Annotated in this window: 1 pseudogene; it reads right to left on the reverse strand. The window is 36.8% G+C overall.

The annotated features are described in order from the left end of the window. Positions 1-74 (reverse strand): annotated as a pseudogene (locus tag ACJ5GX_RS02420) (dTMP kinase); the annotation flags it as partial. Positions 75-467: the final 393 nt, after the last annotated feature.

Here is a 467-nt window from a genome sequence, read left to right on the forward strand (position 1 = left end):
AAGTCTCTTATTAGACTCAAGTCAACACCTAGTCCATACCCTTGATACGCAATAGTTGAATCGATAAATCGATCGATCTAACAGTCAAACTGTTTTTGCAGTTTTGTGAGACACTGATCTATATTATATGTTTAAACACATTTTTTGCAGGAAATAAATAAATAATAATAAAAGCAGCCCGCACAGTTTCACCCGCAAGTAACCGTTTACCCGCGGGAAAAAGTAATTTTCCCGGCATGAATTGTACATTAAAACCTTTCTCTTGAATCATTCTATCTATTAAAGAAAACCGCATCAAAATCAGTTGCATACTATTAAAGATCTTAGCATACATAGGGACATAGGGACACGGCAAGCGACTTCATTTTATACCATTTAGTGATTAGTGGTGCTGGTGCGATGCAAAGTGTTGACTGACCTTCGTTGTTTCCTTATGCAAGAAAATAATACTGAATTGGCACCAGGCA

Source organism: Wolbachia endosymbiont of Tuta absoluta, assembly GCF_059414725.1.